This is a genomic window from Novosphingobium sp. AP12 (assembly GCF_000281975.1).
In the GTDB taxonomy this organism is placed as follows: domain Bacteria; phylum Pseudomonadota; class Alphaproteobacteria; order Sphingomonadales; family Sphingomonadaceae; genus Novosphingobium.
This window is the reverse complement of the sequence record NZ_AKKE01000009.1, coordinates 34,527-57,086: the sequence shown is the minus strand read 5'-3', so window position 1 is coordinate 57,086 and position 22,560 is coordinate 34,527. Positions and strand designations below refer to the sequence as shown.

The window sequence follows — 22,560 nt, the reverse complement described above, 5'->3', positions numbered from 1 at the left end:
CTGGATCGGGTTGAACGGGCAGTCTTCCCGATTCGCCGCCGAGTCTCCGTCACGACACAACAGCAACCTCCGGCGCCGTGCGGGTCGCACAAAGCTGCGGCCGGTTAAGCCGGTGGCGTATGTGGTCCGCCAGACGCGAGGCGAGGGCTACGATGGTTAAGGTCGGATTTGCATGGCCCCCAGTGGCAAAGATCGCGCAGCTGGACACGCAGAGATTGTCTACGCCGTGCACGCGGCAGTGGCCATCGACTACCCCATCGCGGGGGCTTTGCGACATGCGCAAGGTGGCGATATGATGGTGGGTGCCTGTCAGTTCATCACCGACGGGGCCGCTGTCGTGAACCCACTCGTCCAGCTCGACCTTTCCGCCACCGGTCCTGGTGAAATGGTCAGGCAGGAAATGTCCGAACTGTGCAGCAGTGCGGCGTTCATCGTTACCGATCCGCCAATCCACCCGCGCCTTGCGCATGCCCAGGCGGTCCCGATCTGAGGAAAGAGTGATCCGACTGTCCGGATCTGGGGTCTGTTCGAGGTCGATGAGCAGATTGATCCCGCTGACGGGGCATGCCGCATGGCGTTTCTGCCTGCCTTTGCGCCACAGGTTAGATGCTATCGAGCCCGGATCCTTCGCCTTCCGCATCAGCGCCCCTGCCCTACCGTAAGTGCGCTCCGGCCCCTCGGGCTCGGTGCTCGGGAGCGACTTGAACGCCGCCCATCCCGAATCGGGATCCGCATCGTAGGTCAAAATGACGCTGGCGTTCAGCAAGCCGCCTTCCCGCTGCGCCCGCTCTGTCAGGGCAAAGCCGGTTTCGTATTGCAGCCCGTCCCGTACGCCGAAGATCGCATGGCGATCCTGTAGAGCGAGGGGCGTTCGCGCATCGGCTTCAAGCCGACCTATACGTCCGCGTGGATGCTGCATGAAGAATCGGCCGGCCATTCCGTAGCCCGAACCGAGGCCGCCCGGCACGTCATCGGCGCTGGACAGGAAAAGGCGCGTGCCTTCGAGTCCGCCCCCGCACAGGACGAACGTGAGCGCCCTGACAACACGCTGCCTGCCGTCGAACGTGGAAATTGTGACCGCCTCGACCTGACCTCCATCCGGCGACGCATGCCATTTGGTCATATTGGCATGGAGGATCGTATCGACGTTTCCTGCGTCTTGCAGAAGCTGCCGCGACACCCCAACTGCGATAAACGCGTTTGCCGATCGGCGCGTAGCGCCACATGAAATTGCGCAGTCTGGGATCATTTGTGGCCGGCACGCCAAGCATCCGTGCGGCGTGCTAATCCTCGATCCAGGGTTCGGCAAAGCCGCAGATCAACTGCGCCGCTTTGTAGTAGGGCTCCAGATCGTCAAGATCGATCGGCCACCCCGAATGCGGCACCCATGGTCGCCTCGCCAAATCGATATCGTCGAGCATGCCGCACCTACCCGTCCATTTGGATGTGGAGCCGCCCAGCCCGCGGTAGCGACCCACGTCCATGGTCATGGCGTGGCCGGTGAAGTCCCCTTCGTACCACGACTGGGTTTTCGCTTCCGCCCCGAGCCCGCAGCTTTCGAGAAAACATACCGAAAAACGGCTCCCTGCAAGGGCCGGTGCGATCGAAATCCCGGCTGCGCCAGCACCGATGAGGTAGACATCGCACGTCACCCCCTCTTCGGGAACATCACCTTCGTGACAAGTCCATAACCGCCATCTTTCCTCCAAAGTCGGGTTGCCACTGACCTATCACGAAGGCATGCTTTTATGAAAACAGGAAGGTAGAAAATGGATGTAAATTCGGTTGTATTACCATTTGACTACTGCATTGAGTTCGGCAACGAGTAGTTACTCGCCGTACATTTTGTCAAAGGAGGTGATAATAATTCTGTATTTTTCAACAAATTACGCGTTACAGTATTTCGATACTGGTATAATGTACCGTTGCGGGAGCGCAGAGGCGGTTCTAGGTAGCGTAGATCCTCGTAGAAAAGAGAATATGTTCATCGCGACAAAGGTGGGCATACTCCCGCCGAGCCAGCATTTTGCGGCCTAAGTGGCACGCAAGATTGCAGCCGTCACAGGGACGCCCGTAGCGCAATTTGCCAAGGCGCCGGCCCATCGTTTCCGGCCCGAACAAGTCCGGACGAGCCTGCATACGAGCCTTTCGGAACTCGGCACGGACAGGGTCGACCTGCTGCTGCTGCACGAAGCCGCTCCTGCGGACGTGACCAACGATCTCCTGGCAATGCTGGAACGGCTTCGGGCGGAGGGACAGATCGGAGCTTACGGACTTGCCACCGGGCGCGGCGAGACACGGGCAATCCTGGCGCCGTACCCGGGCGTATTCGCTTTCGCTCAGGCCCCCGACAGCATCTGGCTGCGCCTGCAGGACAAGGCAGGCTTTGACGGCGTACCTGTACTCGCCACGCACTCGCCGCTTGGCGCTGCCTTTTCAGACCTCGTCAGGCGGCTTCAGAACCAGCCGGAAATGCAAGCGCGTTGGCAGGAAAGGCTCGAGATGGACAGGCTCGACGTCGGACAACTGGCCCGCCTATTCCTTGCTGAGGCGGTTGATGCAAATGGTCGCGGCCCCGTGATTTTTTCGTTGTCAAACCCCGCGAATATCCGTGCGAACATGGCGATCCTCGACAACGCTCTTCCGCATCAAAAAATCGAACAGCTGCGCGGGCTCGTCGGCGAACTGAGCTTGACGCAATAGGTTGCCACGACGCCCGGCAGGCTTGATCGCAAAGGGGTGAATCTGCTCGAGTGCTAGGCTTTCGCCGCGCTCGCGCCGCGCCAAAGCAGTCGACTTGCCGCTTCAGGTGGCTAATCGTGAGGGGGCGCCCTTCCCGCTTTGCAGCGCGATACAGGAAAGCATCCAAATCCCAGCGCCGCAAACAGCATGATGGTGGGCGCGATCAAAGCTGCCGGCCTGATCGGCTCAACGGGGACTTGCTCAGCTGCAGCGCCAGGTAACTGAGCCGAATGCAGTTGGCCAGAGAAGGGACCAGAACAATGCGCCGCAGCAGCGTGACACTTCCGAGAAGTCAGCATCCGACCATGATCGAGACACCGATATATCCGGTTTCGATGATGGTCTGGATATAGCTGTTATGGAAAGAAAAGCCCGTGCTCTCCTGCCCAAGATCGAAAAAGCGCCACAAACCGATCGCATCGGGATTCGCAGGAGTCCAGAATCCGAAATACCCCATGCCGAGCCATGGGCGCTGGACTATGATGAAATCTGTGCGGTACCAAAGGTAGGCCCGGCCGGTCAAACCCGCATCCTTGTCCGAAAGTTCCTGAACCATTGCGAGCAGCGGCTAGAAGAGCAATGCGCTCAGGACGAGGACCCCGGCCAGGGCGGCCACTCGCGCAACGTCAAGCGGCCTTAATTTGGACGCCGGATGCAAGACGCCAGCCATTCTGGTCGCCAAGAGAGCCTGGCTTCCTGTCAGGAAGCCTTGGTCGTTCGGGTCTAAAGGCCGGGCATCACGAAGGGAGTAACTTCACGCGGACACGGTGATTTGGTTGCCATCCGGACGGACGAGCCCCTGGCTTCGTGCAGGCTGGAAACAGGAAAGGGGCCGGCAGCACTGCCGGCCCGCGTTCAGATGCGTGAATGGCTCATTTCCAGGCCGTTGTGGACGAACGGAGATCCCCCATCGCCGGCAGAAGCGGCCGCTGGAAGCAAATCTTCGCCCGCGAGTATTCGGCGGAGACGGGAGTGGATCAGCCTGTGCTCGAGTATCCGTCCCATGACCCACAAAGCGAAGAAGATGCCCATGAAGACATAGGCGGTCGTCATCGAGGGTTTCCGGTTCCGCTTGCCGATCTCCTCGGCACCCTTCTTCTTCTCGGGCTTGGGAGCGCCAAGGAACTGGTCGATCGAATTCATCGGCACGTCTTCGGCCTTGATCTTCGACCTCTTCTTCGCCGCTTCCTCTTTCGCCTTCACCACTTCCGGCGGATTTCGCCATTGGTCTAGGGCCACGCCGATATGTCCGACGGCAAAGAAAAGCAACGGAGCCAGGAAGCACGCGAGCAACGCACGGCTCGTCATGTCGTAACGCAGCACGCCATCCGCGACACGCCAGGTGCCGGCGTCGAAAACCGACATCTTGTCCTGGGGCAGCTGGGCCTTCTTCGTGAAGGTCAGCGTATCGCCTTGGATCCGGTAGGTCGTGTTCTTTTCCTGCAGCAGGCTATCGAGCTTGCCGAAGGCTTCCGCAGCGGACTGGGGCGGGTCTATCGGGAAAGTTCCCTTTATCCGCCAGATCCAGTCTAAGAAACGTAGCTTCACAAAGGTATTCCTCTGGATAGGGCCCCGGCCTTCAAGGCACGCGCGCGCCGCGACACGGGCCGGCCTGACCTCGACGGTGCCGGCCCGGAGATAGCGGGGTCTTCAACTCATGCAGCCGAACGGCTTCGATTCACTCCGCCGGGATCGCGGTCATCGGCTGGCGACGGGCGAACTTTTCCTTGAGCACCTTGTAAGGCTCGGTGAAGGTATAGTGCATAGTTTCCCAGATCGACATGCGGCGGCCGCCTTCCTGGCCCAGCAGCTCGGCCTCACCGTCGCGGCAGGTGCCGTGGATGCGGTCGATGAAGATCCAGGTGCCGGAATAGTTGCTGCGGGTGCTGTCGTAGTCCTGTGCGTGGTGCAGACTGTGGTGCTCGGTGGTGTTGAAGATCTTGAACCACCACTTCGGGGTGTTGAAGCGGATGTTGCAGTGCTGGTAGCTGCTAACCGCGAGGCCGAAAGCGCCTGCCAGCAGCGCGGCGCGCGGCAGGAAGTCGAACAGGCCGCCCACGCCGAGGCCGATCAGGAAGATCTCGATCGGGTTGCCGATGCTGCCCTTCTGGACGTTCAGCTGGGTGACGAAGTGGTGCGGTGCGTGGGTGACCCACAGCGGGTACCAGTTATGCATGCCGCGGTGCATCCAGTACTGGAAGTAATCGCCGATGAACGAGATCAGGAAGGCCTGAAGCAGCAGGGGCATTCCGATGAACCAGGCAAACTTGGCCATGTCGAACGTGTCCTGGAACCAGGAGAGGATCGCGTCGCTGTTGATCGGTCCAAACACGACCCTGACCACCATCATGCCCATGGCAACATAGAAGGTGTCGCAGGCGAGCTCCTTCCAGGTGTGCTGCCAGCTCTTGTAGCGAGGGCTGATCCATTCCATGCCCAGCATCATGAACTTGACGCCGAGCCCGATCCACAGGGTGACAGAAGGTTTGATCCACGCCGCCGGCGCATAGTAATAGAAAGCCACCACCGCGAGCAGGAAGGCCGGCTGGAAATGGGTGAAGAAAGCCTGCTTGACCGGCCCACCTTGCACCCTGCCCAGGTTATCCAGTCCCATGGTGACGGGGGCGCTCACCATATAGGAGGGCTTTTCTGCCGCAACCGTTCCGCTCATTCGGAGATCCCTCGATTAAGTTTCGCAGCCGATGCTATCGGCACTCCTTGGTTGTACCTGAAACGGGGGATCATGGCGTTACGTCGTTTGACGTAGAGGCGTGCATTATGGGCTTAACTAGGGGTGTTCTTCCAGGGATCGACCCAGCATTCCCGGGCGATCCGCCGCATTTGGTAGTGCGTGGTCTCTGTGCCGGGATCAGACGATGCCGGCACCAAGACCCACGGCTTGGCGCTCCTGCGCCTTGCGATCGCGCCAGCGGCTTTCGCGGTAGACGGCGAGAACGTCCGCAGCGCCGCCCGCCTCGACGCGCGCTTTTGCGAGGATCGGGCTGACATCGACGTTGTAGGCGCGGCGCAGCGCCTGGAAGGCCATCATCGTGTCATTGGCCTCCTGCGAGAGGTGCAGCGCCTCGCGGTCCACTAGCAGCGCCTTGGCGTAGCACGAACCGATCGCCTCGGCGGAGGACAGCATGGATTCGATCGGGTCAGTCACGTTGTGCGACTGGTCGATCATGTACGCTGGCCTGAAGCCGTCGCGCGGGCTGAGTTCCGCCTCGACGAGTTCGTTGAACACCAGGAACAACTGGTGCGGGTTGATCGTGCCGGAATCGAGGTCGTCGTCGCCGTACTTGCTGTCGTTGAAGTGGAAGCCGCCGAGCTTTCCGAAGCGGTGCAGGCGCGCCACGATCTGCTCGATGTTGACGTTGGGCGCATGGTGGCCGAGATCGACGAGGCACTTGGCCTTGGGCCCCAGTTCCTGCGCGGCGAGGATCGAGGAGCCCCAGTCGCTGATGACGGTGGAGTAGAACGCCGGCTCGAACATCTTGTGTTCCAGCAGCATGCGCCAGTCGTCCGGCAGCGCCGCGTAGACCTGGGACGCCGCGTCCAGATAGCGGTCGAGGCTGCGGCCTAAATCCTGCTGGCCGGGGAAATTGGTCCCGTCACCCACCCAGACGGTGAGGTCGGTGGAGCCGAGCTGGCGGCCGATCTCTATGCATTCGATGTTGTGCTCCACCGCCTGCTGGCGGGTCGCCTCGATCGTCGAGGACAACGAACCTGTGGCGTAGCTCTGCGCCTGGCCCTTCTGGTCCTGGAAGGTGTTTGAGTTCACCGCGTCGAAACCGAGGCCGAGAGTGGCGGCTTCCTCGCGCAAGGCGCCATAATCGCTGACCTTGTCCCACGGGAAATGCGGGCTGACACGCGGCGTGGCGCGCGAAAGCTGGTTGATGACGGCGCAGTCCTCCAGCTTCTCGTGGATGTTGGTCGGCTCGCCGGGGATCGGGAACTTGGCGAAGCGAGTGCCACCCCGGCCCGCGCCCCAGCTGGGCACGGCGACGGAAAAGCCCGCGACCTTGTCCTTTACCGCGTCGATGGCGATGCCAGAGCGTTCCAGCTTGCGGCCCAGCGCTGCGTATTCGTCGTCGAGCGCCTCGGCCGCACGGGCATTGGCCTCGGCGATCAGTTCGGCGGAAATCGGCAATGTCGGCATTGTTCTTATCCTCTCCCGTCGACCTTCAGCGCGTGAACGCCTGCGCGTTCCCTGCGTCGACGTTTATCATGTTGCCGGTCGACTTCGCGGATTGGTCGCCCGCCAGGAAGTAGACGGCTTCGGCGATGTCGCTCGGCAGCACGTCGCGCTTGAGCATGGAACGCTGGCGGTAGTGTTCCTCCAGTTCCTTGCCGGAGTCGATGCCGTGAGCACCGGCGCGTTCCTTGCGCCAGTCGCCGTCCCAGATGCGGCTGCCCTTGATGACGGCGTCAGGATTGACGACGTTGACGCGGATGCCGTGCGGAGCGCCCTCCAGCGCCAGGCAGCGCGCGAGATGGTTGGCGGCCGCCTTGGCCGAGGCATAGGCACTAGCGTTGGTCGCCGCCGCCACGCCGTTCTTCGATCCGATGAAGACGACGCTGGTGCCGCCCTGCTCCTTCATGCCCTTGAGCAGCGGCCAGGCTGCGCGGCTGGTGAGGAAGTAGCCCTGCGCCAGAACCTCGTAGTTGCGGTTCCACAGTTCGAGCGTTGTTTCCTCTAGCGGCGCGGATGACGCGATGCCCGCGTTGGCGACGAGGATATCGAGACCGCCGAATTCGCGAGCAGCGGCGGCGAAGGCCTCGGCTACCTGCGCCTCGTCCGTCACGTCGCAGACCACCGCGCGCACGACGTCCTTGCCGAATTGCTTTGCGAAACCGGCGTGTACCTCCTCGATCGCCGCCGCGTCGCGGTCGGCCAGCATGACGCAGGCGCCGTCTGCCATCAGCCGTGCCGCGCTCGCCGCGCCGATGCCGCCGGCCCCGCCTGTAACGAGCGCCACGCGACCGACCAGAGGCCTCGGCGCGGGCATGCGCTGCAGCTTGGCTTCCTCGAGTAGCCAGTACTCGATGTCGAAGGCTTCCTGTTCGTCAAGCGCGATGTAATCGCCGATCGCCTCAGCACCGCGCATGACGTTGATCGCGTTACCGTAAAATTCACCCGCGAGGCGCGCGGTGGTCTTGTCGGTCGCAAAGGTCATACGTCCGACGCCAGGCACCAGCACCACGACGGGATTCGGATCGCGCATCGCGGGTGAATTTGTCCGGGAACTGCGCTCGTAATAGGACGCGTACATCGCGCGGTAGTCGGTGACCTTCATGGCGAGGTAGGTGTCGTCTAGGACACGTTCAGGATCGAGCGTCAGCGGCGCGATCTTGGTGCGCAGGAAGTGGTCCGGGCACGAGGTTCCAAGGTCCGCAAGCCGCTGGAAATCCACGGAGTTAACGAATTCCAAGGCCTCGGCGTCATCCGAGAAATGCCCAACCTTGCGCCGCGCACCCGTCATCAACGAACGCAGGCGCGGCATGAGGTGGGCGGCGGTAGCGGCACGTTCCGCGGAGGCTGTGTCGGGGAACGAGGCGCCGCCAAAGGCCGGTTTGCCGGCGAGCTTCGAATTGAGGTGGTTCGCCGCATCGGCAATGAGTTCCACCGTATGCTCGTAGCAGGCGCGCGCGCTGTCGGCCCAGCAGATGATGCCGTGGCCCGCCAGCATGACGCCCTCGACCTGCGGGTTGGCGGCCACGTAGTCGCGCAGTTGGACGCCGAGCGTATAGCCCGGGCGCTTCCACGGCAGCCAGCCGATCCGTCCGCCCCAGATAGCCTGAGTGGCCGCTTCACCGCCGGAACTGGCGGCCAGCGCAATGATCGCGTCCGGGTGAACGTGATCGACGTGCGCAAACGGCAGCAACGAATGCAGCGGCGTGTCGATCGAGGCCGCGCGGCCGTTCAGGTTGAAGGTGCAGTGCGGAAGATAGCCGACCATCTCATCGTCGTCGTCAGGCCCGCCATAGTGCTGTTCAAGAGAGAGGAGCTTGTGCTGATACAGCGTCGCGAAGCCGTCCAGCTTCATCGAACCGATGTCACCCCCCGAACCCTTGACCCACAGCACCTCGACCTTTTCGCCGGTGAGCGGGTCCACTTCCTCCAGCTTGGCGGAGGTGTTGCCACCGCCGAAGTTGGTGACCGTTAGGTCCGAACCGAGCAGGTTGGAGCGGTACAACAGCTGTTGCGGAAGACTGAGCGTGGCCGCCACCGATTCGTCCCAGCGACTGGTCGGCACGGCAAAGGGAATCGCGGGTGCGGAGGCTGTTTCGGCAGCGGTGGTCGTTTCGGGGAGAATGATCGTGTCCATGTCCGTCGTCTAACATTGCCCCTTTTCAGATTCAATCTGATTCGATACTAAGCAATCATATTCAATCAAACGAATGCCGTGCGCAGACATGGTTCATCGGGAATGGGCTGAGAGAATGGCCGCAGCAGGCGTCTTCATAGTCGTCGATATTGGCAAGACCCTGAGCAAGGTGACGCTGTGGACGCGCGCCGGGCAGATGGTCGACCGGAAGGTGCGCCCCAATAGTGCGTGCGAAAAGGATGGCGTGCGCTGCCTCGATGCGGACGGGATCGGCGATTGGCTGCGTGCGGCGCTGCGCGATTGGGCGGGCCATCCGGTCGAGGCGATCGTCCCGGTCGCGCACGGCGCTGGATTTGCAGCGCTGGGCGGCAACGGTGGTGGAGACGCCCTGGTGTTCGCGCCGCTCGACTACGAGCAGGCGATCCCGGCCGAGGTCATGGCCGCATACCGCGCCGAGCGTGATCCCTTCGCGATCACCGGTTCTCCGGCCCTGCCGGAAGGGCTGAACCTTGGAGCGCAGGTGTACTGGATGACGCAGCGTCATCCCGAGGCGATGGCGGACGCCACGCTGCTGCCCTGGGCGCAGTACTGGGCCTGGTTCCTCACGGGACGCGCGGTCAGCGAAGTGACGAGCCTGGGCTGTCATACCGACCTGTGGTCTCCCGCCGAAGCGCGCTTCTCCCCGATGGCGCGCCGGCTGGGCTGGGCCGACCGGTTCGCGCCGGTGGTACTGGCAAGTGACGTGGTCGGAACGCTGCGCCCCGACCTCGCAGCCGAGACCGGCCTTCCGCCGGGCGCGCAAGTGCTTGCAGGGCTTCACGATTCCAACGCCGCGCTGCTCGCCGCCCGCGGTTTGGCCGAGATCGCGGACGCGGAAGCGACGATCCTGTCCACCGGCACCTGGTTCGTGTCGATGCGGCTGGCACGCGAAGCGGTTCCCATCACCGACCTGCCGGAGGGGCGTGACACGCTGGTCAACGTCGATGTCCTGGGCCGCCCCGTGCCCTCCGCGCGGTTCATGGGCGGTCGCGAGATCGAGACGATCATCCAGCTCGACACCCGCCGCATCGACATCCGGCCCGACCAGCCCAAGCTGATGGACGAAGTACCCGCGCTGCTGCGGCGCCGCACCATGATGATGCCGACGCTGGCCCCCGGTTTCGGCCCCTTCCCCGCCGGCGACGCGCGGTGGGTCAACGCCCCGGTCGAGTGGCAGGGCACCTGGTACGCGCGGCGCGCGGCCGTGTGCCTCTATGCGGCGCTGGTCGCCGATACCGCGCTCGACCTCATCGGATCGAAGGACAGGCTGCTGATCGAGGGCCGCTTTGCCGAGGCCGAAGTCTTCGTGCGCGCCCTCGCCGCGCTCAGGCCCAAAACGGAGGTCTTCGTCGCCAATGCGCACAACAATGTCTCGTTCGGAGCGCTGAGGCTCATCGACCCTGGACTGAAAGCCGATGGCGCCTTGCGCCGGGTCGAACCGCTGGCAGGCGATCTCGACAGCTACCGGGCGAGATGGCGCGATGCGGCGATGAGCATACCTGCGTGACCAGAACAAGATAATCGAGAGGACGTGATACCGATGGGGGGCAATCCGGCGCTTGGCGTCATCTTCCACTGGATCGGGGGTTTCGCCTCGGCCAGCTTCTACGTGCCTTACAAGCGCATCCGGCTTTGGTCCTGGGAGATCTTCTGGCTGGTGGGCGGCGTCTTCTCGTGGCTGATCGCGCCGTGGATCTTCGCCAGCCTGCGCACCGAAGACCTGCTGGGCGTGCTCGGCGCCGCTCCGCGCGGTACGCTGCTGTGGTGCTGGTTCTGGGGTGCGATGTGGGGCTTCGGTGGCCTCACCTTCGGGCTGACGATGCGTTATCTGGGGCTTTCGCTCGGAATGGCCGTCGCGCTGGGGCTGACCACCGTGATCGGCACCATGGGGCCGCCGATCTTCCGAGGCACACTTGGAGAGATCGCCTCCCGCCTCAGCGGCAAGCTTACCCTGCTGGGCATCGTGGTGACTCTGATCGGCATCGTCGTCGTCGCGCTGGCGGGCCGTGCGAAGGACAGCGATCTGGCCGGGCATGCGTCCGAAGGCGTGGCCGAGTTCGACTTGCGCAAGGGCCTGCTGATCGCGGTCTTCTCGGGCGTGATGTCGGGCTGCTTCGCATGGGGACTGGACGCAGGGCAGCCGATCCGCGACCTGACGCTGGCAGCCGGAACCGACCCTTTGAACCAGGGCTTGCCGGTACTTTGCGTAGTGCTGGCGGGTGGGCTGACCACCAATGCGATCTGGTGCGCCCTGTTGATCAAGCGCAATCGCAGCTTCGCCCAGTTGCTTGGCGCCTCCACCGAACCGGCGTCGGGCCGCGCGCCGCTGCTCGCCAACTACCTGCTGGCGGCGATGGGCGGCACGCTCTGGTACTTCCAGTTCTTCTTCTACACGATGGGCGAGAGCCAGATGGGCCGCTACGGCTTCTCCTCGTGGACGCTGCACATGGCCTCGATCATCCTGTTTTCGACGCTCTGGGGCTTCGCGCTCAAGGAGTGGAAAGGCGCTGGCCGGCGCACCCGCGCGCTGGTGTTCCTGGGCATCGGGCTGCTGGTCGGATCGACGGTCATCATCGGGGCGGGCAACATGCTCGAAACTGGCGCTTACCACTGAATTGAGCGGCGATGATGGATTTTGATCGAAACACGGTCCATAGGCCTCGAACACGCAGTACCAAGGACCCCGATGCACTCGACCGAGCGTGAACGCCTGATCCTGGAAGCGGTGAGCGACACCGGCTTCGTGAGCTACCGCGCTCTCGAAGCCCGGCTCGGCGCCTCTCCCGCGACGATCCGGCGCGACCTGACGCGGCTTGAAGAAGGCGGGCGCATCCTGCGCGTCCACGGCGGCGCGCGGTTGCCGGAGGACAGGCCGGCGGCGCCTCAGGGGCTGTCCGGGACGCCGTTCGAGCAGTCCATAACACTCAACCTCCCCGCCAAGCAGGCGATCGGGCGCGCCGCCGCCGAGCTGTGCCACCCCGGGGAGGGCATCATGATCGACGGGGGCACGACCACCCTGCAGATGTGCCCGCACCTGGCCGGGCTGGAATGCCAGGTGCTGACCAATTCGCTGCACATCGTCGACGCCCTGCTGCCCCAACCGGGCACGCGGGTGCTGCTGCCTTCCGGCACGGTGTTCCGCGAGCAGAACATCATCCTTGCGCCCGCCGGAGAGGAATCCATGCCGCGCTTCCATGCGCCCAAGCTGTTCATGGGTGCCGCCGCAGTAGGCCCTCAGGGGGTGATGCAGCAGGACGTCATCCTCGTGGCCGCCGAGCGCCGCTTCATGGACCGGGCGGAGGAAGTCATCCTGCTGGTGGACAGCAGCAAGTTCACGTCATCCTCAGGGGCGATCGTGTGCGGGCTGGAGGAAGTCGGCACCGTGGTCACCGACAGCGGGATTCCGCCCGACATGGCCGACCGGCTGCGCTCGCTCGGCCTGAGGCTGGTGATCGCTTGAGCGGTCAGCGGCGCGGCTTCACGGTCACGATCGCGCGCCGATAGCTGGTGAGCGCGGGTGTGCCCTTGTCGCGCGCCTCCAGGATGATGTGGAAGCGGGTGGGCTCGCTCACCTCGGGGACGACGAAGCGGGTCTCCTGCGGGTCTCCGCGCTGGAGTTCGACGCGGGGGTTGCGGTTGACCGCCTCGGCCTCGCGGTACTGCCACCAGTTGTAGTCCACCGCGTCGCCATCGGGATCGCGTGAGCCAGACGCGGACAGGCGCACTGTCTGGCCGGGACTGGCGGCGATCTCGACCGTCGCGGTGCCATCCCTGCCGTTCAGAACGAGTTGCGGCGCGTGGTTGGCGCCCTTGAACGCGGACTGCACCGTCCACTGGATGCGCGCGGCGAAGTCGTTCTGGAACGCCTCGCGCCAGCGCCAGATGGTCGCCTTGTTGGTCTGGCGCGGCTTGCCGTCGGTGCCGGCGACGAGATCGCTGGTATCGGTCCAGATGCCGTCCCACTCGGAGACCTTGCCGTAGCGCCCGCCCCAGCTGCCGTAATCGGGATGCTCGGGATCGCCGAGGCCGTTCGAGACGAGGTAGAGGAAGCTGGGCGTGTCTCCCTCCATGATGAATTCGTAGTTCGGATAGAGCGCGCCGAGCGGGCCGATCTGGACGTTCTCGCGCAGCCATTCCTTCGAGACGGTCGTAAAGTCCGGGCCGTCGAAATAGTACATCCGGTCGCCCGAGATACCACCCCAGGTCGAGAGGTTGTAGTGCCGGTGCGCGGTCAGGCTGACGATCCAGAACACGTCGGGGAACTGGCGGCGCACCCACGGCCCGGCGTTGTCCTGGTCGGAGATCGAGTAGACGCGCAGCTTCGCGGCGAGCCTTGCTACCTCTTCCGGCGGCCGTGTCTCGCGCAGCGACCACAGCGCCTGGGCGAGATCGACCGCGCCGCCCCAGACGCAGATCCACACCGGCCGCGGATCCGGGCTATCGAGCGCGGCGACGATGCTGCGCGAACCCTCGGTGTCCTTGCCCACCCCGACGCCCGCCATGCCGTATTCGGGCCGTCCGGGCCGTACCCGCGCGCGCAGGTCGGCGGCGGAAGGCCAGTCCTTCGCGTGGGCGCGAAGGTTGGGGAGCACGGTCTCGTAGGCATCGATGCGCTTGAGGATCTGTTCGGGGTGGACCGAATCCTTCAGGTGCCGCGAGGTCGAGGGCACCAGCGCCTCGACGTCGAACTCATTGGTGTAGAGCAGGAACCGCACCATCGATTCCATGTCGTCTGGGTCCGACCCCACGTCGGTCAGGACGATCACGCGGGGCTTGGCGGTGACCGCCTGCGCCATCGGCGTGGTCGCTGCCATCGCCGGCGATCCCGGCGCCGCCAGCACGAGCAGGGCTGGGGCCAGGCGCTTCATGAACATACGTATTCCTTGGGTTGAGCGAGGGACCAGGGCGGCAGGCCCCAGTCCCTCGCCAATGGCCGTCAGAAGCGGACGCGCACGCCGCCCGAGAAGCGGCGACCGGTCTTGCGGTACTCCTTGGTGCGGTCCGTGCTCACCGAGTAGATGAACTCCTTCGCGTCGTTGAGATTGAGCGCGTCCGCGAAGACGGTGAACTGCGGCGTCACCTCGTAGGACAGGCCCGCATCGAGCTGACCATAGGAGTCGAAGTACTCCGGCTCGCCGTTGCGGCCCGAGGCGACCTGCAGGAAGTTGTCGCGCCAGGTATAGGCGATGCGCGCCTGCACCCCGTACTTCTCGTAGAACCCGACGAGGCTGTACGACCTCTTGGAAAGCCCCTCGAGCCCGTAGGAAACGCCGGCGACCTGGTTGGTGTAGTTGGCATTCGACTTGGTGTAGTTGAAGCTGGTCTGCACGCCGAGGCCGTCGAACGGCGAAGGCAGGGTCGTGAACGCCTGGCGGTAGCCGAGTTCGAAGCCCTTCACCGTCGCGCCCTTGCCGTTGTCGGGCACGGTGACCTGGAAGGTCACCTGGTCGACCAGCTGCGGAGTGGTCACCAGCGTCACGAACGAGTCGATCTTCTTGTAGAACACCGCGGCGGAAAGCAGCGCGTTGCCGGTGAAGTACCACTCGATATCGCCCTCGACCTGCTTGGCGCGGAACGGCTGGAGGTTGGGGTTACCACGGCTGATCGTCTCGTTGCCGGGGTTGGTCTGGATCGACTGACGCGGCGACAGGTCGGTCAGCGTCGGGCGTGTCATCACCTTGGAGGCGGACAGGCGCAGGATCAGTTCGTTGGTCGCCTCCAGCTTGATGTTCACCGAGGGCAACCAGTCATGGTACTTGCCCTTGAAACCCACCGGCACGACTGGCGAGACGACGATGATGTTCTGCCCCTGCCCGTTGGGCTGGGCGCTGAGGACGGTGCGCGATGCGCCGTTCGAGGTATACTCGGTGCCTTCGTAGCGCACGCCGGCATTGATGGTCAGCGGCATCGAGCCAACGTCCGTCGTGAAGTTGGCCATGGCGTAGCCGATCTTCACCTTCTCATCGACGACCGACGAGGCCGAGGGTGAGAATACCGCCGGGTTGAACGCCTTTCCATCCGCCGCGGCGAACTGGTCAATCACGCCCACGAGCTGCTGCGGGCTGTAGATCACCCAGTCGTGGATGATGTTGTCCGGCCCGCCGCCCTGGAAGAAGTTGCGATTGGTCGGGCTGAACAGCGCGGCCGGCAGCACGCGGTCGGAACCGCAGTAGGCGCACTGTTCGCCGAAGGGCATCTCGTCGCCGGTCAGCGTCTTGGTGCGCCGTGAGTACATGGCACCCGCGAACAGCTTCAGATTCGAAGTGGCTTCCCACTCGTTGTCGAAACGGTACTCCTCGATCTTGTCGTCGACGTCGGTGCCGCCGCCCCAGATGTAGTAGTGCGCGGTGATGCCGTTCGGGTTGGTAGCCGCGTTGGGATAGTTCGGGCTGGTGAAGCCGTATTCGTAGATCGGGCTGCCCGAGCGGCGATCGAAGAACAGGTCGATGTTCTTACGACGGATCGTGGTGAAGAGGTTGTCCTCCTTGCCGCGCCGCTCTGCCTTGGAACGCGATGCGTCGAAGCTCATCTTGAGCGTTTCGGTGGGCTTCCATTCGACGTTGGCGCCGAACTGGTTGGTCATGACCCTGCGGTGGTCGTACTGCAGGATCTGGTCGACAAAGCCGCCCTGGTAGCGTTGGTAGACCGCCTCGTTGCCTTCGACCACCTGCTCCACCAGCGTGCCGCCGGAGAAGTCGTAGGCAAGGCCGGTCTGCTGCTCGCGGAAATCGGCCTTAGAATACAGGCCGTCAACCGACAGGGTCAGCGTGTCGGTGGGCCGGAACTGGAGCGAGCCAGAGAAGCCGTAGCGCTCGAGGCTGCGCTCGAAGAAGAACGGCGACAGGTTCGACGGCATCGAGACACGGCTGAACGGTGCGACGTTCGGCCCGATGCGCGCGCCCGGAACGCCGCCGGCAGCGTAGTAGGAGTCGGTGCTCGAACGCTTCACGTGGCCCGCGCCGATGGTGAACTCGTCGTTGCGGGTGTCGCGCTTGGTGTAGACGCCCGACACCGAGATGCCGATGGTCTTGTCGGCATTGCGCCACGAGGCGACACCGGAAACCTCGGGATTGAACTTGTCCGCAAGTTCCGCCCACATCTGCCCGGCCGAGGCGCTGATGGCGAACTCATCCTTCTGGTCGATCGCGCGCAGGGTCTTCACGTCGACGGTGGCGCCGATCGAGGCGCCGTTGATGTTGGCCTGGGGTGATTTGTAGACATCGGCGCCCGAGATGATCTCGGAAGGCATGACGTCGAACGAGAATTCGCGACCGTTGTTGTCGGTCGCGAGCGTGCGGGCGTTGACGGTCACCGCATTGAACTTCGGCCCGAAGCCGCGCACGGTGATGTAGCGGCCCTCGCCGCGGTTGCGCTCGATGGTGACGCCGGCGATGCGCTGCAGCGATTCCGCGACGTTCTGGTCTGGCAGCTTGCCAAGGTCTTCGGCGACGATCGAGTCCACCACCGCGATGGAATCGCGCTTGATGTCGATCGCCACCTTCTGGCTGGCGCGGATGCCCGCGACGATGATGACGTTCTCGGCCTCGCTGTCAGCGGCCTCCGAAGCGCCCTGGCCGCCTACGGCCTCTTGCGCGTTCGCGGACGTTGCCAGCGCTAGCACCGATGCAGCTGAAAAAAGCAGCGCCGTCTTGGCCGCGCTGCGAAGGCTTCCCTCGTTGGACATCTCGACTCTCCCTCGAAATTCTTTGTCGGCGTTATGGCCGGCTAAAGTTATTGTGTCAAATTACATCATACATATTATGAATTATCGGACCGACTTGATCGGCAGAACGCACAGCGCAGAGCCGAGGACGAAGACGACAGCGGCGATGAAGATCGCCCGGTAGTCGCCGCCGAAGATTCCAAGCAGGACGGCGGCCATCACCGGACTGATGATCTGCGGGATGTTCACGGCGGTGGTGAGGACGCCAAGGTCCTTGCCCTCGTCGCCGAGCGCCGCTTTAGGTAGCACCTGGGTCATGAGTGCCATGTCGATCGACATGAACATGCCGTACCCCACGCCGATGACGGCCGCGTAGACCCACATTCCGGCCATCGAGGGCGCGATCAGCGGCGCCACCATCGCCCCGCCCATGATGAGGCTGCCGCCGACGACGAAGGGCTTGCGCCGCTGGATCCGGTCGGACAGCCAGCCCGACGCCAGCGACGACACCACGAGGCACACCAGCGTTACCATGGCCATGTTGGCGATGGCGAGGTTCGAGGCATCGTCCCCCAGCCCCACGTAGTCGCGCAGGATGTACAGGAGATAGGCGGCGACCGCCTGATATCCCATGTAGATCGTGAACCGGCTTGCGAAGGCCCAGGCGAAATCGGGATGCTCGCGGGGGCTGATCCAGAAGCTCTGGAAGAACGTGGGCCAATGGATCGGACGGCGCGGCAGCGCGTCGCTCGGTGGCTCGCGGTTGAGCGCCACGAAGGCCACGCAGGAGACCGCAATGGCGCCCGCGAAGAGGCCGTAGGCCAGCATCCGCTCGGAGGCGAGGTAGCCTGCCACCACGGTGCCTGCGGTGAGCCCGGCGGTCATCCCGGCGCCGACGATGCCCGAGACACTGCCGCGCGTCTCGGGCGCGAAGCGATCGGCAATCAGCGTCGTCATCGCCGGCTGCATCGCGTTGTAAGCGACCGCCGCCATGACCCAGAGTACCATGAGCGACCAGAACCCGGTCATCCACGAAACCCCGAACAGCGAGGCCGAACCGACCAGCGAGCCGATCGCGATCCAGGGCGAGCGCCGCCCCCAGCGGCTGCGCGTGCGGTCGGACAAGGCCCCGGCGATGGGCGTCGCCAGCGTCGAGAAGATCGACGTGATCGCGAACAGCAGCGCGAGGTTGTTCTCCTTCGACGCGGGCGAGAGTTCGGCTATCTGGTTAGGCAGCAGCACGCCCAGCACGCCGCTGTAGAGGCCCATGAGCAGAAAGAAGTTGACCATCAGCGAGAGCTGGAGCCGCCAGCGCGCCCGGCCCGTGATCCACGCCTGTTCGGATACGCCGCCGTGCATCATTCCGAAGCCCGCCGCGTCTCGGGCACGAGGCGAAGCCCCGCGCCCGCCGGGCGGCGATGCGGGCCGCCGCGTTCGCCCCAGCCGGTCGCAGCGGCGGACCTCGCGACCGCCGCCTCGTCGATCTCGATGCCCAGCCCCGGCCGGTCGCCCAGCACGATGCCGCCATCGGCGATCTGCTGGTCGACCGCGAAGCCGGTCGGGAAGGCGAAGTCCTGCACCTCGATGCCGATCATGTTTGGCACGGCCGCCGCAGCATGGGCGACCGGGTTGGCGTTGTAGGCCACCGGCGAGACCGGCAGGCCCCGCGCATGAGCAGCCATCGCCACTCGCAGGAAATGGGTGATACCCCAGACGCTGCCCGTCTGCACGATATCGACCGCGCCGGCGTCGAACAGCGGCGCGTATTGCTCCAGCCCGGTGAGGTTCTCGCCGGTCGCGACCGCCGTCCTGGCGGCGCGCGATATCTGGGCGTGGCCCGGAGCGTCCCAGCGTCGGACCGGTTCCTCGATCCACGTGAGGTCGATATGCTTCTCGATCTCGGCAAGGTGACGGATCGCCTGCTTGGTATTCCACGCCTCGTTCACGTCGAGCATCAGCGCGGGGCGCGTCGTGTTGCGCGAGAGGATGCCGCGCACGGTTTCGAGCCGCGCTATGTCGCGGTCGAGGTCCCGGCCGCCTTTGATCTTGGCCGCGGTGAACCCCCGTTCGGCCCATTCAGTGTAGTGCTCGGCGAAAGCCTCGTCCTCCAGCCCGTAGCACAAGCCCGAGGCGTAACCCGGCACAAAGCCGTCGCCGGCGCCCAGGGTGCGCCATAGCGGCTCGTCGGCCATCTTGGCCTTCAGGTCCCACAGCGCCATGTCGATCGCGGCGATCGTCCCGTAAGTCGCTCCGGCATGTCCGCTCTTGAAAACATGCGACAGCATCGAATCATAAAGCGTGGAAACCGCGCGTGGGTCTGCTCCGTCCACGGCCGGGAAGATGCGGTCGATTTCGCGGTGCGCGCCCAGCCCGATGCCGGTCAGTCCACCATCGGTCTCGACCAGCAGGACGGGCACTTCGGTGATCCCCGATTCGACGATGCCGTTGACGTCGCCCACGGGCCGTCGCCAGTCATGGAATGCGGTAAGGCTGCGGTAGCCTGTGATCTTCATCCGGGAATCCTCTACCCCAAGCCCTGTTCGTAATTCATATTATGTATGATCTATGTCGTTTGACAAGCCTTGACGCGCTCCGTGATGTGGGTTCAGCGTAAATCAGGCGCCAACGATGCGCATCACCATGGACTAAGGGTACGGAAAAGCATGCAGGATAGGGTTGTCGGCCTGGGAGCCCCCGCAAAGACGCGGCGGCGTCCGCGCCTTGCGGAAGCGGTGGTCGAGGAACTGGTCAATGCCATCGTTACCGAGGTCTATCCGGCGGGCGCTTCCCTGCCCCCCGAGAACATGCTTTGCGACCATTTCGGTGTCAGCCGCACCGTTGTGCGGGAAGCCACCACTGCCCTGACCGAGAAGGGCCTCGTCGTCTCGCTGCAGGGGCGCGGCACAATCGTGCGCGAACAGAGTACCTGGAATCTCCTCGATCCGATGATCTTGGCCGCATTGTTCCGGCGCGAGGATGGGCTCGCCTATCTCGACAACCTGTCGGAGATCCGCTCCTCGCTGGAAGCCTCGATGGCCGGCAAGGCAGCCAAACGCGCGACGGTGGAAAGCCGGGCCGAGTTGAAGGCTCAGATCGAAAAGCTGGAAGCCTTGATCGAAACCCCCGCCGCCTATGTCCATGAGGACGTGAATTTCCACGACGTCATCATGCGCATGTCGGGCGACCGGCTCAGCAAGGCGATCATCGATGGAATCCAGTCCCGCGCGCTCAACACGCACGGGTATTCGGGCACTCTCAACGTCGAACACGTTCGCAATACCCATGCTGCCCATCTCAAGGTGTACCAGGCCATCGTCGATGGCAACGCCGATGGCGCAGCGAGAGCCATGCGCGAACATATCGAATCGTCGTGGGCAAGGCGCCGGGCAAGCGGCCCCCAAAGCTGAAGAAATCGTCCGGAGCCGCCTAAGGCTGCTCCGATAACGCGTAGATCCGCTCCATCTCCACCCAAGTCGTGGCCGGCGAGAAGGGTAGCGGGCGCTGGAACGTGCGCATCAGCGCATCCCACGCCTGCACTTCGGGGTTCGCCGCATCCCGCGCCGCCTTGCCCTCGGCATCGGCCGCCATGGCCGCATCCTGCTCCATCACCATGAACATCCGGTCGCCGACCATCCATATCTGGAGGTCAAGCACGCCGTCCGCGCGTATGGCCTCGGTCACCGCGGCGGGAGGCCCACCCGCCGCGTGCCAGGCCCGGTAGCGCGCGATCATCTCCGGCTGATCTACCAGGTCCACGGCGAAGCATCGCCGCACGATTGTGCTCATTCCATTCTCCACGGTTGACGCCTACCGCCTCCTTACGTATTCATCATACGTCTTACAAGATGGAGGGGGTAGGCATGGCCTTGCTGTATGGCGCGCAGATGTCGAAAAGACACCTCGCCGAGCGTACCGGATCATTGTCGCAGTTCGCCGGCGTGCGCCTCATGACGCTGGGCGACGGCGTCGAGCGCGGCGTGAGACTGCTGGAATTCCGCACCGGATCTGGCCTGCGTTTCACGGTGCTGGTCGACCGGGCCATGGACATCGCTGAGTGTGACCACGCGGGCCGCGCCGTGGGCTGGCATTCGCCTTCGGGCTTCCGCAATCCCGCGCTGCACGACTACGAGGGCGAAGGCGGCCTCGGCTGGTTCCGCTCCATGTCGGGCCTGAACATCACCTGCGGCCTCGACCACATCCTGTTCATGCACGACGACCCGGCAGGGCACTACAACTACGGCCCGCGTGAGGTCGTCTCCTCGTCGCTCCATGGCCGTGTCGGCACCATCCCAGCGCAGCTGACCGGCTACGGCGAGCGGTGGGAAGGCGATGCCTGCACCTTCTGGGCCGAGGGGATCGTGCGCCAGTCGACCGTCTTCGGTGAGGACCTGCATCTCATCCGCCGCATCGAGGCCGACCTAGGCGGCGATGAAATTCGCATGACCGACCGCGTGGTCAACCACGGCTTCTACACGACGCCGCACATGTTCTGCTACCATATCAACGTGGGCCACCCCGTCGTGGCGGAGGGAGCGCGCTACGTCGCGCCGGTGCGCGAGGTGCTCTGGGCCGCGCACGCCGACGATTACGAAAGGCAGGGCGTCGGCTATCGCACCCTGCCCGCGCCAATCGTCAATTTCCACGAACAGGTCTGGCAACACGACATGGCCGCCGACGCGGCAGCCCGGGTCGAAGTCGCCATCGTCAACGAGGCGATCGGCTTCGGTTTCTCGGTGGTCACCCGCAAGGACCAGTTTCCCTGCATGTTCGAATGGCAAAACCTCCACGCCGGCCATTACGCGGTCGGGATCGAGCCTGCGACCAACCATGTCCTCGGCAAGGATTTCGCCCGCGAGCGCGGCGAACTCATCCTGCTCGAACATGGCGAGGAGCGCCGTTACGACACCGTCCTGCGCGTGCTGCCGGATGCCGAAGCGGTCTCCGCTGCCGTGACGCGGATCGAGGGCGCCGCCCTCCAGCCGCAGGACGAGTTCCCCGGCCCCACCGGCAACTACCCGGCAATCGGAGCAGCCGCATGAAGAGCCGCACCGTACTCTACACCGGAGCGGCAGGCGGGCTCGGCCTCGACACCACGCTGCTGCTGATCGAGCGCGGTGCGCACGTCATCGCGCTGGACAATGACGACGCGAAGATCGCCAACCTCCTGACCGCATCCGAAGGGCGAGGGCCGGGCCGGCTTACCGTCTCGCACACCGATCTGGCCGACCTCGCGGCCTTGCGCCCCACGCTGGACGCGCTGGCGGAGAGCCACGGCGGCATCGACGTCGTCATCAACAATGCGGCGGTCTACCCCTCGAAACCGTTCGAGGACTACACCATCGATGAGCACCAGTTCGTCCAGCGCATCAATGTCGATGCCGGGATAGTCGCGGTCCAGGCCGCACTGCCGGGCATGCGCGCGAAGGGCTTCGGGCGGATCGTCAACATCTCCAGCATCACCATCTCGGGCGGCTGGGCGAACCTGTCCCCATACGTTGCGTCCAAGGGTGCGCTGATCGGCCTGACCCGCGCCTGGGCGCGCGAGTTCGGCCAATGGGGCGTGACAGTCAACGCCATCGCGCCCGGCGCCTTCCCTACCGACGCTGAGAAGATCCACCCAGATCCCGAGGGCTACGACCGCATGGTGCTGGACGCCCAGTCGATCAAGCGGCGCGGCACCGCGTCCGACATCGCCCACGCCATCGCCTTCTTCGCCGCCGACGAGGCGGGTTTCATCACCGGACAGACGCTGCACGTCAACGGCGGCTGGACCATGTCCTGAAG

Annotated in this window: 19 protein-coding genes; 7 read left to right on the top strand and 12 right to left on the bottom strand. The window is 64.4% G+C overall.

Annotated features, from left to right (window positions below; all coding sequences use genetic code 11):
* Positions 1 to 49: 49 nt before the first annotated feature.
* Together PMI02_RS01270 and PMI02_RS01265 are read right to left on the bottom strand one after the other, a co-directional pair.
* A complete protein-coding gene (locus PMI02_RS01270) occupies positions 50 to 1,180 on the bottom strand; it encodes a GMC oxidoreductase (protein ID WP_162130142.1) in 1,131 nt (376 codons plus the stop codon).
* Between the two features lie 103 nt (positions 1,181 to 1,283).
* The gene (locus PMI02_RS01265; protein WP_157222314.1) at positions 1,284 to 1,709 is read right to left on the bottom strand and encodes a hypothetical protein; all 426 of its coding nucleotides are present in this window, start codon (positions 1,707 to 1,709) and stop codon (positions 1,284 to 1,286) included.
* Positions 1,710 to 2,037: 328 nt separating this feature from the next.
* Here PMI02_RS01265 and PMI02_RS01260 point away from each other — a divergent pair, with 328 nt between their 5' ends.
* On the top strand, positions 2,038 to 2,703 hold the full coding sequence (locus tag PMI02_RS01260; protein ID WP_007677558.1) for an aldo/keto reductase: 666 nt from the start codon (positions 2,038 to 2,040) through the stop codon (positions 2,701 to 2,703).
* Between the two features lie 331 nt (positions 2,704 to 3,034).
* Here the strand turns inward: PMI02_RS01260 and PMI02_RS01255 are convergent, their stop codons facing one another.
* From PMI02_RS01255 to PMI02_RS01235, 5 genes are all read right to left on the bottom strand, one after another.
* A complete protein-coding gene (locus PMI02_RS01255; RefSeq protein WP_007677556.1) occupies positions 3,035 to 3,298 on the bottom strand; it encodes an O-antigen ligase in 264 nt (87 codons plus the stop codon).
* Between the two features lie 299 nt (positions 3,299 to 3,597).
* Positions 3,598 to 4,290 carry a hypothetical protein gene (locus PMI02_RS01250; protein ID WP_007677554.1) on the bottom strand — a complete coding sequence of 231 codons (693 nt, stop codon included), beginning with the start codon at positions 4,288 to 4,290 and terminating at the stop codon, positions 3,598 to 3,600.
* Positions 4,291 to 4,420: 130 nt separating this feature from the next.
* Complete coding sequence (locus PMI02_RS01245; RefSeq protein WP_007677553.1) at positions 4,421 to 5,413, bottom strand: sterol desaturase family protein; 993 nt, start codon at positions 5,411 to 5,413, stop codon at positions 4,421 to 4,423.
* Between the two features lie 198 nt (positions 5,414 to 5,611).
* Positions 5,612 to 6,904: an L-rhamnose catabolism isomerase gene (rhaI, locus tag PMI02_RS01240; protein WP_007677552.1), complete on the bottom strand. Its 1,293-nt coding sequence runs from the start codon at positions 6,902 to 6,904 to the stop codon at positions 5,612 to 5,614.
* 25 nt (positions 6,905 to 6,929) lie between these two features.
* Entirely contained in the window at positions 6,930 to 9,074 is a 2,145-nt protein-coding gene (locus PMI02_RS01235) for a bifunctional rhamnulose-1-phosphate aldolase/short-chain dehydrogenase (RefSeq protein WP_007677551.1), read from the bottom strand.
* Between the two features lie 115 nt (positions 9,075 to 9,189).
* Between PMI02_RS01235 and PMI02_RS01230 the strand changes: the two genes are divergently transcribed.
* The 3 genes from PMI02_RS01230 to PMI02_RS01220 all read left to right on the top strand — a co-directional run bounded on the left by PMI02_RS01230 (position 9,190) and on the right by PMI02_RS01220 (position 12,573).
* Positions 9,190 to 10,620 carry an FGGY-family carbohydrate kinase gene (locus PMI02_RS01230; RefSeq protein ID WP_036501730.1) on the top strand — a complete coding sequence of 477 codons (1,431 nt, stop codon included), beginning with the start codon at positions 9,190 to 9,192 and terminating at the stop codon, positions 10,618 to 10,620.
* 33 nt (positions 10,621 to 10,653) lie between these two features.
* On the top strand, positions 10,654 to 11,727 hold the full coding sequence (gene rhaT, locus PMI02_RS01225) for an L-rhamnose/proton symporter RhaT (protein ID WP_007677548.1): 1,074 nt from the start codon (positions 10,654 to 10,656) through the stop codon (positions 11,725 to 11,727).
* A 72-nt stretch (positions 11,728 to 11,799) separates the two neighbouring features.
* Positions 11,800 to 12,573, top strand: a complete 774-nt coding sequence (locus tag PMI02_RS01220) for a DeoR/GlpR family DNA-binding transcription regulator (RefSeq protein WP_007677547.1) — start codon at positions 11,800 to 11,802, stop codon at positions 12,571 to 12,573.
* A gap of 4 nt (positions 12,574 to 12,577) precedes the next feature.
* On the opposite strand, the gene PMI02_RS01215 is transcribed toward PMI02_RS01220, so the two are convergent.
* From PMI02_RS01215 to PMI02_RS01200, 4 genes are all read right to left on the bottom strand, one after another.
* Positions 12,578 to 13,981, bottom strand: coding sequence for a DUF1593 domain-containing protein (locus tag PMI02_RS01215; protein ID WP_157222313.1), 1,404 nt, complete (start codon positions 13,979 to 13,981; stop codon positions 12,578 to 12,580).
* 68 nt (positions 13,982 to 14,049) lie between these two features.
* On the bottom strand, positions 14,050 to 16,797 hold the full coding sequence (locus PMI02_RS01210; RefSeq protein ID WP_007677545.1) for a TonB-dependent receptor: 2,748 nt from the start codon (positions 16,795 to 16,797) through the stop codon (positions 14,050 to 14,052).
* 81 nt (positions 16,798 to 16,878) lie between these two features.
* The gene (locus PMI02_RS01205) at positions 16,879 to 18,135 is read right to left on the bottom strand and encodes an MFS transporter (RefSeq protein WP_238538937.1); all 1,257 of its coding nucleotides are present in this window, start codon (positions 18,133 to 18,135) and stop codon (positions 16,879 to 16,881) included.
* Entirely contained in the window at positions 18,135 to 19,289 is a 1,155-nt protein-coding gene (locus PMI02_RS01200) for a mandelate racemase/muconate lactonizing enzyme family protein (protein WP_007677543.1), read from the bottom strand. Before PMI02_RS01200 ends, PMI02_RS01205 begins: the two co-directional genes overlap by 1 nt.
* A 150-nt stretch (positions 19,290 to 19,439) precedes the next feature.
* Here PMI02_RS01200 and PMI02_RS01195 point away from each other — a divergent pair, with 150 nt between their 5' ends.
* On the top strand, positions 19,440 to 20,183 hold the full coding sequence (locus PMI02_RS01195) for a FadR/GntR family transcriptional regulator (RefSeq protein WP_007677542.1): 744 nt from the start codon (positions 19,440 to 19,442) through the stop codon (positions 20,181 to 20,183).
* 19 nt (positions 20,184 to 20,202) lie between these two features.
* Here the strand turns inward: PMI02_RS01195 and PMI02_RS01190 are convergent, their stop codons facing one another.
* Entirely contained in the window at positions 20,203 to 20,562 is a 360-nt protein-coding gene (locus PMI02_RS01190) for an L-rhamnose mutarotase (protein ID WP_007677541.1), read from the bottom strand.
* A 74-nt stretch (positions 20,563 to 20,636) separates the two neighbouring features.
* Here PMI02_RS01190 and PMI02_RS01185 point away from each other — a divergent pair, with 74 nt between their 5' ends.
* Together PMI02_RS01185 and PMI02_RS01180 are read left to right on the top strand one after the other, a co-directional pair.
* The gene (locus tag PMI02_RS01185) at positions 20,637 to 21,815 is read left to right on the top strand and encodes an aldose 1-epimerase family protein (RefSeq protein ID WP_007677536.1); all 1,179 of its coding nucleotides are present in this window, start codon (positions 20,637 to 20,639) and stop codon (positions 21,813 to 21,815) included.
* Complete coding sequence (locus PMI02_RS01180) at positions 21,812 to 22,558, top strand: SDR family NAD(P)-dependent oxidoreductase (protein WP_007677535.1); 747 nt, start codon at positions 21,812 to 21,814, stop codon at positions 22,556 to 22,558. Before PMI02_RS01185 ends, PMI02_RS01180 begins: the two co-directional genes overlap by 4 nt.
* Positions 22,559 to 22,560: the final 2 nt, after the last annotated feature.

Bases quoted from the DNA above. Each gene is read 5' to 3' on its own strand.
- rhaT (WP_007677548.1), top strand. From the start codon at position 10,654: ATGGGGGGCAATCCGGCGCTTGGCGTCATCTTCCACTGGATCGGGGGT.
- PMI02_RS01185 (WP_007677536.1), top strand. From the start codon at position 20,637: ATGGCCTTGCTGTATGGCGCGCAGATGTCGAAAAGACACCTCGCCGAG.
- PMI02_RS01205 (WP_238538937.1), bottom strand. From the start codon at position 18,135: ATGCACGGCGGCGTATCCGAACAGGCGTGGATCACGGGCCGGGCGCGC.
- PMI02_RS01215 (WP_157222313.1), bottom strand. From the start codon at position 13,981: ATGAAGCGCCTGGCCCCAGCCCTGCTCGTGCTGGCGGCGCCGGGATCG.
- PMI02_RS01255 (WP_007677556.1), bottom strand. From the start codon at position 3,298: ATGGTTCAGGAACTTTCGGACAAGGATGCGGGTTTGACCGGCCGGGCC.
- PMI02_RS01220 (WP_007677547.1), top strand. From the start codon at position 11,800: ATGCACTCGACCGAGCGTGAACGCCTGATCCTGGAAGCGGTGAGCGAC.
- PMI02_RS01230 (WP_036501730.1), top strand. From the start codon at position 9,190: ATGGCCGCAGCAGGCGTCTTCATAGTCGTCGATATTGGCAAGACCCTG.
- PMI02_RS01195 (WP_007677542.1), top strand. From the start codon at position 19,440: ATGCAGGATAGGGTTGTCGGCCTGGGAGCCCCCGCAAAGACGCGGCGG.
- PMI02_RS01245 (WP_007677553.1), bottom strand. From the start codon at position 5,413: ATGAGCGGAACGGTTGCGGCAGAAAAGCCCTCCTATATGGTGAGCGCC.
- PMI02_RS01180 (WP_007677535.1), top strand. From the start codon at position 21,812: ATGAAGAGCCGCACCGTACTCTACACCGGAGCGGCAGGCGGGCTCGGC.
- rhaI (WP_007677552.1), bottom strand. From the start codon at position 6,904: ATGCCGACATTGCCGATTTCCGCCGAACTGATCGCCGAGGCCAATGCC.
- PMI02_RS01200 (WP_007677543.1), bottom strand. From the start codon at position 19,289: ATGAAGATCACAGGCTACCGCAGCCTTACCGCATTCCATGACTGGCGA.
- PMI02_RS01190 (WP_007677541.1), bottom strand. From the start codon at position 20,562: ATGAGCACAATCGTGCGGCGATGCTTCGCCGTGGACCTGGTAGATCAG.
- PMI02_RS01235 (WP_007677551.1), bottom strand. From the start codon at position 9,074: ATGGACACGATCATTCTCCCCGAAACGACCACCGCTGCCGAAACAGCC.
- PMI02_RS01210 (WP_007677545.1), bottom strand. From the start codon at position 16,797: ATGTCCAACGAGGGAAGCCTTCGCAGCGCGGCCAAGACGGCGCTGCTT.